At 47.0% G+C, this 8,110-nt stretch carries 5 protein-coding genes and 1 pseudogene; 2 read left to right on the top strand and 4 right to left on the bottom strand.

Going from position 1 to position 8,110, the window contains the following annotated elements; all coding sequences use genetic code 11:
• Positions 1-202: pseudogene (locus IQ265_RS28240) on the top strand (hypothetical protein); the annotation flags it as partial.
• Positions 203-239: 37 nt separating this feature from the next.
• Here IQ265_RS28240 and IQ265_RS28235 read toward each other — a convergent pair.
• Complete coding sequence (locus tag IQ265_RS28235; protein WP_194059835.1) at positions 240-1,541, bottom strand: pentapeptide repeat-containing protein; 1,302 nt, start codon at positions 1,539-1,541, stop codon at positions 240-242.
• A gap of 601 nt (positions 1,542-2,142) precedes the next feature.
• Between IQ265_RS28235 and IQ265_RS28230 the strand changes: the two genes are divergently transcribed.
• Positions 2,143-2,748 carry a hypothetical protein gene (locus tag IQ265_RS28230; RefSeq protein ID WP_194059833.1) on the top strand — a complete coding sequence of 202 codons (606 nt, stop codon included), beginning with the start codon at positions 2,143-2,145 and terminating at the stop codon, positions 2,746-2,748.
• A 630-nt stretch (positions 2,749-3,378) separates the two neighbouring features.
• Here the strand turns inward: IQ265_RS28230 and IQ265_RS28225 are convergent.
• From IQ265_RS28225 to IQ265_RS28215, 3 genes are all read right to left on the bottom strand, one after another.
• Positions 3,379-6,426, bottom strand: a complete 3,048-nt coding sequence (locus tag IQ265_RS28225) for a DUF3987 domain-containing protein (protein ID WP_194059831.1) — start codon at positions 6,424-6,426, stop codon at positions 3,379-3,381.
• Positions 6,427-7,344: 918 nt separating this feature from the next.
• Positions 7,345-7,881 carry a hypothetical protein gene (locus IQ265_RS28220; protein WP_194059822.1) on the bottom strand — a complete coding sequence of 179 codons (537 nt, stop codon included), beginning with the start codon at positions 7,879-7,881 and terminating at the stop codon, positions 7,345-7,347.
• Positions 7,878-8,084 (bottom strand): hypothetical protein, encoded by a 207-nt coding sequence (locus tag IQ265_RS28215; protein WP_194059820.1) that lies wholly within the window; start codon positions 8,082-8,084, stop codon positions 7,878-7,880. Before IQ265_RS28215 ends, IQ265_RS28220 begins: the two co-directional genes overlap by 4 nt.
• Between the last annotated feature and the right edge of the window lie 26 nt (positions 8,085-8,110).

The raw sequence follows: 8,110 nt of genomic DNA, 5'->3' as shown, positions 1-8,110 counted from the left end.
TCAGCTTGCTTTTGCTCTAAATCCCCCAGCAGGACAGTTACCGGGTTGTATGGCTCCAGTAGCTGATAGAGCTTATGCCTTGCTTGAATGGGTCGAAAGCTCAGTAGGCTGTGGGTTAAAGCGCGTGAAAAACGTGCTGACAGCATTAAAAAAAATTAGCATGTCGCATTTTGCGATGATTGTGGCAGAGCAAAGCCATTAGAGCGAAGCTATGGTGCGGGTAGATGGCCGCCCCGGGATTAGGGTAAGGGAGTGTCTGTGATTCCTTGCTGCTGCTTTAGGTCTTCAGGAATATTCTTGGCTTTAGCGACTTCATCTGTGTTTGGCCAGCTCGTAGCATCGTCCCACTTGATGTTTTTGAAGTCAGCTCCTTGAAGGCTGGCTCCTTGAAGGTTGGCTCTTTGGAGATTAGCGCCTTCAAGAAGGGCTCCTGCTAGATTGGCTCTTTGGAGATTAGCGCCTTCAAGGTTAGCTTCTTGAAAGCTAGCTCTTAGGTTAGCTTCTTCGAGGTTAGCGCTTGCTAGGTTGACCTTGAAGCAGATGGCTTGGGTTAGATTGGCTCTTCGGAGGTTAGCTCTTGTTAGTTTAGCTTGCAAGAGGAAAGCTTCTCTCAGGTCAGCTCCTGCGAGACCGGATTCTGCGAGGTTTGCTCTAGCGAGGTTTGCTCTAGCGAAGTTGGCTTCCATGAGGTAGGCCTCTTTGATGTTTGCTCCTTCAAGGCTAGCTCCTGCTAGATTGGCTCTTGTTAGGTTGGCTCCTTCAAGGTTAGCTCCTTCGAGGTCGGCTCTTGCTAAATTGGCTTTTTTGAGGTCGGCCTTACTCAGGGGAATCTCTCTAAGGTCTGCATCTTTGAGGTTGACCCCGATGAGGTCAGCCTCATCAAGTTTGAGGTTGGCCTTGCTGAAAACTTCGGATTCTCTTAAAAAACGAATGACACTGTTTATCTTTTCTGGATCGCCCTCAAATCTTCTTAAAATAGATAATGTTCTTGCCCGGATGACGTTAATGGATGCTTCTAGCAGTTCTTTTTGACCCACCAAGTACTGTGAGTTAGTGGCAAGACTTATTATATTTTTGTCAATTAGTAAGGAGGATAAACGATCAAAATAGGCTTGCAAAATTTCTTCTTTAGCCTCGTTTGCGGCGATTTCTCGTTGATCTCTCGCTAGAATTTCAGCGCGGTACTGGTCCTGTTCTTTAAGTGTCTCAGCGCGGTACCTTTCCTGTTGCTGAAAGACGTACCCCAGAATCGCTAACGTCAACGGGACACCCAACAAGCCCAGCCAGTCCCAAAGCGTTTTCCCTGGTTGTGTAGTTTTTGTCTCTGTCTCGACAGGTCTCCCGTCTGCATCTCGTTTAAGGACGGTACTAATAGATGTGGTCTCTCCTTTACCGAGCCCCGTCCACTCAGCCCAGTTATCAGCCCTGATTCCTACTACTAACAATCCGCCAGCAAGGATAACACCAACGATGATTCCAGATTTAAGGTGTCTTCTGAGCCACACCTGTTGTTTTTCGCTGAGCATGATCTGGTAGAGCATAGTTATTGATTGTACTTAGCTTAGCCTGTCTACCCTTCAGGCCAAGCACAGGGCACATAGGCGGCTTCGCTCCACTTGATGACTGATTAATCCTTACTTACGTTGCGGCTCTCCCAGTGATCCTGGCTACGGTTGCAGTATCTATTACGCCCCTGCTGTGGTTGTGGTGGCTCAACTGCTCACTTAGAGCAACCTGCTCATGGGTATGGTCAAATCATAGAAAGCCTTTAATAATTCAAAAAAATGGGAATACTGAGAGCAGTTAAACACTTCACCCCATGAGTTACACTCATGCCTGTTCACAGTAAAGTCATCAGTAATATAACTCTAAAAAAGGACGACTTGCCCCAAGGCTTAAAGAAAAACTCGAAAGTGATTATTTCATCTATTACGATACAGCAGTCTCCTCCAAAAGACTACACTCACTATTGGTTGAAATCATATTTATAGATGTGAAAGATTTGAATATAAATAATATTAAAAGATTAACCCTAAACATTTCACGTGCTTATTCTAGAAGCTCAAATGTCATTGAGTGTTAATAACTTGTCCTCAGTATTCTTACTAAATTCCAATTTTATTGAGAAATAGGAGTAATAAAGTGTCCATTGAAATAATAAGCCCAATCTTGGAAGTAAAATATAGCGACATCTATCTAAGAGTGCCAAGACTATATAACTTGCATCTTCCTCAATCTCGCCGGAAAGAACAATTAGATTTGACTGCTTCATGGCTTAAAGATTGTGGTGCTACTATACTTGCTCACTCTTTCAACTCAGAAAAGCCTCATATAGTCGCTTTTCATTTACCAAATCAAAAAAAAGTAGAACAAATTATCCAAGAAATAAGAGGAAAATATGGTTATGCCTCTGTAATTTACAATCCCCTTTCTATTGACTATGGAGATTTTAATGAGATTGAAGCTTGTCTTTTAGTATTCCCTGCATACAAGAATGCGCTGAACGATTTACAGGAACAGTATGATTTACATCTATCTGAACAGAAGTACAAGATTAGAGAAGAGGGAGAGGAGTCTGATGAATCAAACTACCAAGAAGAATTTGAGTATGAAGGGTGGGGTTTTGACGGTACACCAGATGGCTGGGATAGACTTTATGTTGATGAGAACCAATCTAAAATAGAGAGCCTTAATGATGCGATCAACTATATAGACAACCTTTCCAGATATAGCGAATTTTATAATTAACAGGAGCATGAAAAGCAGTAAAAAACACTATATTTTACCTCAAACGGTTCAGTAATTTAACTGTTATATTGTGCAGTTATACTGGACAAATACCTTTTATGATTTCTCCTCGTGCATAAACAGAAGGATAACTAGGTACCCGTCACACAACCTAAAATTTAAGCCAATTCGTTGTGCTTACAGGAGACTAAAGACTTTATCCGTATGAAGGGAAAGAGAAATATACCATAATAATAGCAAATAATACTGACATTGATATTGGTGAACGTGAGATTTTGCGACCATACAAATAGTGCAGACAACTAAGGAGTTATCTGCACCGCTAGGAATATTTCGAGATCCACTGATGTTATTCTACGTTTTGATCCAGCAAATCGGGATCGAAACCGACTCTAGACAGCAGGGAATACGCAGTTTCCCCAGCTTGCTGATATGCGTCCCATAGCACCGCTTGAGATGGATCTATTCCTCGGGCTAAGCCAATGCTGATGTAGGGCTCTCCACAGTAGTCTGTGACATGGCTACGGGTGCTTAAAGTGTTGGCAGGGACTCTGATATTGCCGCTGCCATTGACAGCCACAGTGAGCGGCCCTGGAACTAGCCAATAGCCATCGGGCATGGTGGAGATAGTCATTTCTTGCCACCACCTTTAATGGTCGCTTTCACTGTGGGTTCTGTTTTGGGTTGAGCAACTGAGCGCTGGTCTACTCGTTTGGGATGGTAGGTAGGTTCTGTGAGCTTAAAATCATAAGGGGACTCATCTGGATCCATATCGAAGGGTATTGGGTCAAATTCATCAATGTCCCCAGAATTTGGGGGAATGTCCCCACAATGTCCCCACAATGTCCCCATGCCTGGGGACATTCTTTCAGAGTCTGTATCCTTTAGCTGACAAGGGGTTAGGCTTTTGCTACCCCCCAATGTCCCCAATGTCCCAAGGTTTTTAGAGATTGCGACAAATCGGACTGACTTGCCAGAGGGGACAATCTCACCTAGTCCCTTAGCTGCTAGCTCTGAGAATAGGGCCTTAACGTAATCGGAGGGAGACATCCGAGGGGATGAGGATTCGGCTTCAGACTCCACAGCCCGTTTGAAGGAGCCTTTAACCACATCCCGAGGCGAGATACCATCTTCCCCGGCATCTACGGCTAGGGAATGAATCTTGTCTATGATGCCTACAACATCCTCAGAGCCCAATACACCAGCTTGGTAATAGAAATGGGTGCGTAGTAGTAACCCAATCTGTTGTGCTCTCTTGAGAGTGTCTAGACTGACGTAGCCCCTATTTTTATCGGGGTTGTAGTAGCACTCAATTCCATGAAGGACTAGAGCTAGACGTAGGATCTTGCCTGCAAACTTTCCTAGAAAACCACCAGCTGCCTTAATAGGTGGTTTCTCATTGGAATAGACGTTGATGATTTTGTCTCTGAAATGAGAGAAGGCTTCTGGGGTTAAGACAACATCCCCCCATGTGACATCATCCAGAAACTGATAAAGCTCTGGCAAAACATCTGTTAGATCAAACCGAGCCTCAGTGTAGCAGGTAGGGATTTTGTCAGGTATCACCATCCAGAATCTACCCAGCATTCCTCTAGGGTCGTCAGACTGAAAATGTCGGTTAATCACAGAGGGTTGAATCCCCCCTGCAATATTCAACCGAGAGTTAAAACCAGCTCTACAACCATTCTTATTGGTCAGTTTTTCAGTTTTTCCGTTGAAGGATGTAAGTAAGACATCTTCGTCATCACCCTTACCCCCTGCCTTATATTGGTTCATGGCAGAGAATAACCCTGGTAGCTCATCCCTAGTCAAGAAAACACCATTTGACTGCTTAGAGAGAGATTCCGCAAAACCTTCAGAGGTTCCTTTCTCTAGGTAGTAATCCCTTTGAACAGGGGGCTGTGGTTGAGGTTCGCCCTTTTCCTTACCCCCTGCATTCCATGCAGTTAAAGCAACCTCATAGTTTTCCAGCTCTAGCTTGTAGAGGTCTTCTGCATCCTTTTGCATATCCTCCAATGCCCCCATAACCAGATTTCGGACTGGGGACTTTTTGTAGCTGGTATCCGCTACCAACATCATCCAAATACAGTTAGGTTCGACTAGTGAATTGAACTTGGTACTTGTGGATCCAAAGATCTTGGTCTCCTTACCCATTAGGCTGCTGCAAATGGTTATTAGGTAGCTGAATATTGCAATGGGTTGGACACTAAGCTTAGCTGCATCATCTGTGGCCGCTACTCGTAGCTGTAGAGGCATTAGCTCAAAAGGGTTGAGGTCTGATTTTTTAGAAAGACTCTCCAGCCGTTTCCAATCCAGATTGGTTACCAGCGGCTCACTCAATTCTTTAGAAAAGCTGGGGACATTGGGGACATTGCCCTTAACTCCTTCTCGAATCCTTTTATTAGCAAGGGTTTTCGGCCTTAGGGCAATGTCCCCATGGTTGGGGACATTCTGGGGACATTCTGGGGACATTGCCAATCGGTAGACAAAACCACCGTGAGCCATCGAGTTGATGCGCCAGTTACCGTCATTCCAGTAGATCTGAGCCAGATCAGAAGCCCCATTCCTGTAAGTGGGCTCCTGGGGATCCCGTAGAGTTAGCCCATCATGCTCAGGGCCAATGTCCCCAGCGGTGATCGTGCGATTGTCAGCTAGGTAAAGCATGTGTCCAGGGGCAAGCTCACCACGGTTGCAGGATGCGATCGCCGCTGTTGCCTTTGCTTTGGCTGCGGCTGGTGATAGACCGGGATTTATCGCAATAACCCGCTTTAGGGTTTGGGCCAATTGTTGGGCCTGAGCAATTTCCCGCTCTGCCTCTCGCAGGGCATCTGCCTGTGCCTGTTGGGATTCTGTGGGCTCTGTGATGGTATCTAGGTCTATGTAATCCCCGTCAATCACTACAGGGACTGGTAGACGTTGCTCCCACTGCTCAGGCAACAGCGGCCCGGCTTCGTACACTAGCCGTTCTGGGCTGAATACAGAGATATCGATCAAAAGCCGCTCTAGCACAGCAGATATGCCCGTCGCTCTGTTGGCGGTGGCCAGCTTGAAGAAAGCCTTACCCTTGAGCCAGCACCGGGTTTTGAGGATAGCCTTAAACCTCTCAACATCGCCCCTGACAAAGATGTAGGTATGGTGGCCGCTTGTAGGTTTCAAGCACTCACCCGTGGCTTTGTCATAGATGGCGCTGCTGCTGCTCACGGTCTGTACCCAGGCCGCTGCTGCCAGTTCTGGGAATAGATCGATTAGCTCTGCCCTGAACTGATCGGCGTTTAGTGAAGGTTGGCCGGGTTCGGGGTCATGGTCGAACAACAAAGGGAAGTAGCCATCTGTAGGCCAGCTGAAGTAATCCTTATTTCGAGCGATCGCGCCTGGTTTGTCTGCCAGATGCTTAGTCGAAACTACCTGCTGTTTTGCAGTGCTGCCTGTGGTTCCTAGGGTGATCGCCTGATTGGTGCCTCTAAGGTTCACCAGCCTGTCAGCAAACTCTTGGGGACTATTTACCGTACGGGCCTTGCTGTATGCCTCTGTGATGCACAGCTTATGCTCAGGATCTTTGATTGGTTTCCCGTCAGGGCCGGGGATGAGTCGCTTTTGTGCACTGCCCTTAGAGGCCGTAAAAACAGAAAATCGGATCCCATCTTGCCGATGGGCATCTGATGCTTTAGAATGTGACATAGATAATTTACCAATGCTCCGGTGAGTCCCGTTGGCGCGGGGTTTACATAAAACGGGCTAGGAGAAAAAACAAACTAAGGGCCTGGTGTTTGCAGCACCGGGCTCTTTTAGTATTTGCCCCTAAGCCTTTACCTGGTCTTGCTGGGTTTGCAGTTGCGCTTCTAGATACTCCCTGAGAGCACTAACAATTACATCATTCCGAGTTTTCGCACCTAAAGGAATGATATTGCTATCAAGCTGAGTCATTAAATCGTTCGGTACTCGAACAGCCGTAACGGTAGTTTTAGAGCTAGCCATTTGCGTTGATCTCCCTTCTTTAGGGCTTATTTTTTCAGTGTATACGCTTTCTTGGAAAATGGATCAAATTAGTAAAAGAAGACCTCCTAAATAATTAGAAGGTGCCGCAGTATTGCTATTAAATTTTTACCTTTTTAGCCCCAAACCCTTTTAACAGAAGGGTTCTAGGAGTCTAAAGTATTAGTTTATAACAGTGTTATATCCTTCTATTTACGCTGATGACTAACCAGCTAATCCCCTCGTAATCTCGCAATCTCAGCCCACAAAACTTCCACATTTTGCAAAAAAGCCTGATGCTCTTCTGCTCTAGCTTGCACTGATTGGTCAAACTGCTTTTGCCTTTCCAGCCGCTGTGTTTCCATCTCGGCCCTCTCAGCTCTAGACTCTTGCAGCCAGCTCTCAAACCTCTGCCCAGTTTCCTGATGCTGTTGGCCAAGGGTAGCGATCATTTCGGCGGTATTGGCAATAGCCGCTCTCGTTTCCTGCCACCTGGTTTCCTCAGCTGCAAGCCGCTCCTTACGCTGCTGCCTCCTTAATTTGCGTCGGGCATCGTAGGCTTCAATAGCCCTGGCATTGGCCCCTACCAGTTCCTTGATACGGTCTGGATGATCGCTCATGCCATCACCCCGCTACCCGCTGCCAGAGACGCGCAATCTCAGCTAGCAAGGTCTGGATGTTCTGAGTGAATGCCCGGTGCTCTGTAGAGTTTGCCTGCATGGCCTGGTCAAAGCGCTTCTGCCACTCACGATGCTCTGCTTCATTGGCTTCCCGAGCTGCCCGCATCTCTGCCCGATCGGCCCTGCCCTCAGCTAGGAACACCTCAAACCTCTGATCAGCCTCTGCTTTATGCTGCTCAGCCCTCTGCGTGGCTTCCTGCTGCTGCTGCCCCAAGTCTGCGATCATCTGCACGGTGTCGGCGATGGCCTGCTCCATCCGGGTATTAGTGTTAGCCGACATGGAGCTGCTAACTTCCTCAGCCTCTGCAATGCCGTCTTCAATGCGAGTTTCCCAAGCTTGAATCGAGCGGGCGTTTGAGTCGGCAATGCTTCGGGTTTCCCGCAAGCCAGCTCTGAGTTCCGCCATTTCCTGGTTGTGCTGGACGATCGAGCGCTCTAGTAGCGCTTCAATGCGGTCAAGGCGATCGCTGCTCTGGGTCATTGCTTGCCCTCCACTGAAATTTCGCCGTTAGCGATCGCCGCTTCAACGGCCTCAATAATTAGCGTCTCGACATAGTTGCTCATGCTTCTGTTTTTCGCAGCAGCAAGTTTCGACAGGCCCTCTTTGTAAGCCTGCTCCATGTAAACCATTAATTTTGCTTTGTCAGTCGCCATGGACAAATCATAGGCGCTTTCTTCGGTCATGGTCACACCTTATAGGTAAAAAATCT

It is taken from the genome of Nodosilinea sp. LEGE 06152 (assembly GCF_015207525.1).
GTDB lineage: Bacteria > Cyanobacteriota > Cyanobacteriia > Phormidesmidales > Phormidesmidaceae > Nodosilinea.
The sequence above is the reverse complement of the archived record's forward strand: the minus strand, read 5'-3'. Positions and strand labels throughout refer to the sequence as shown.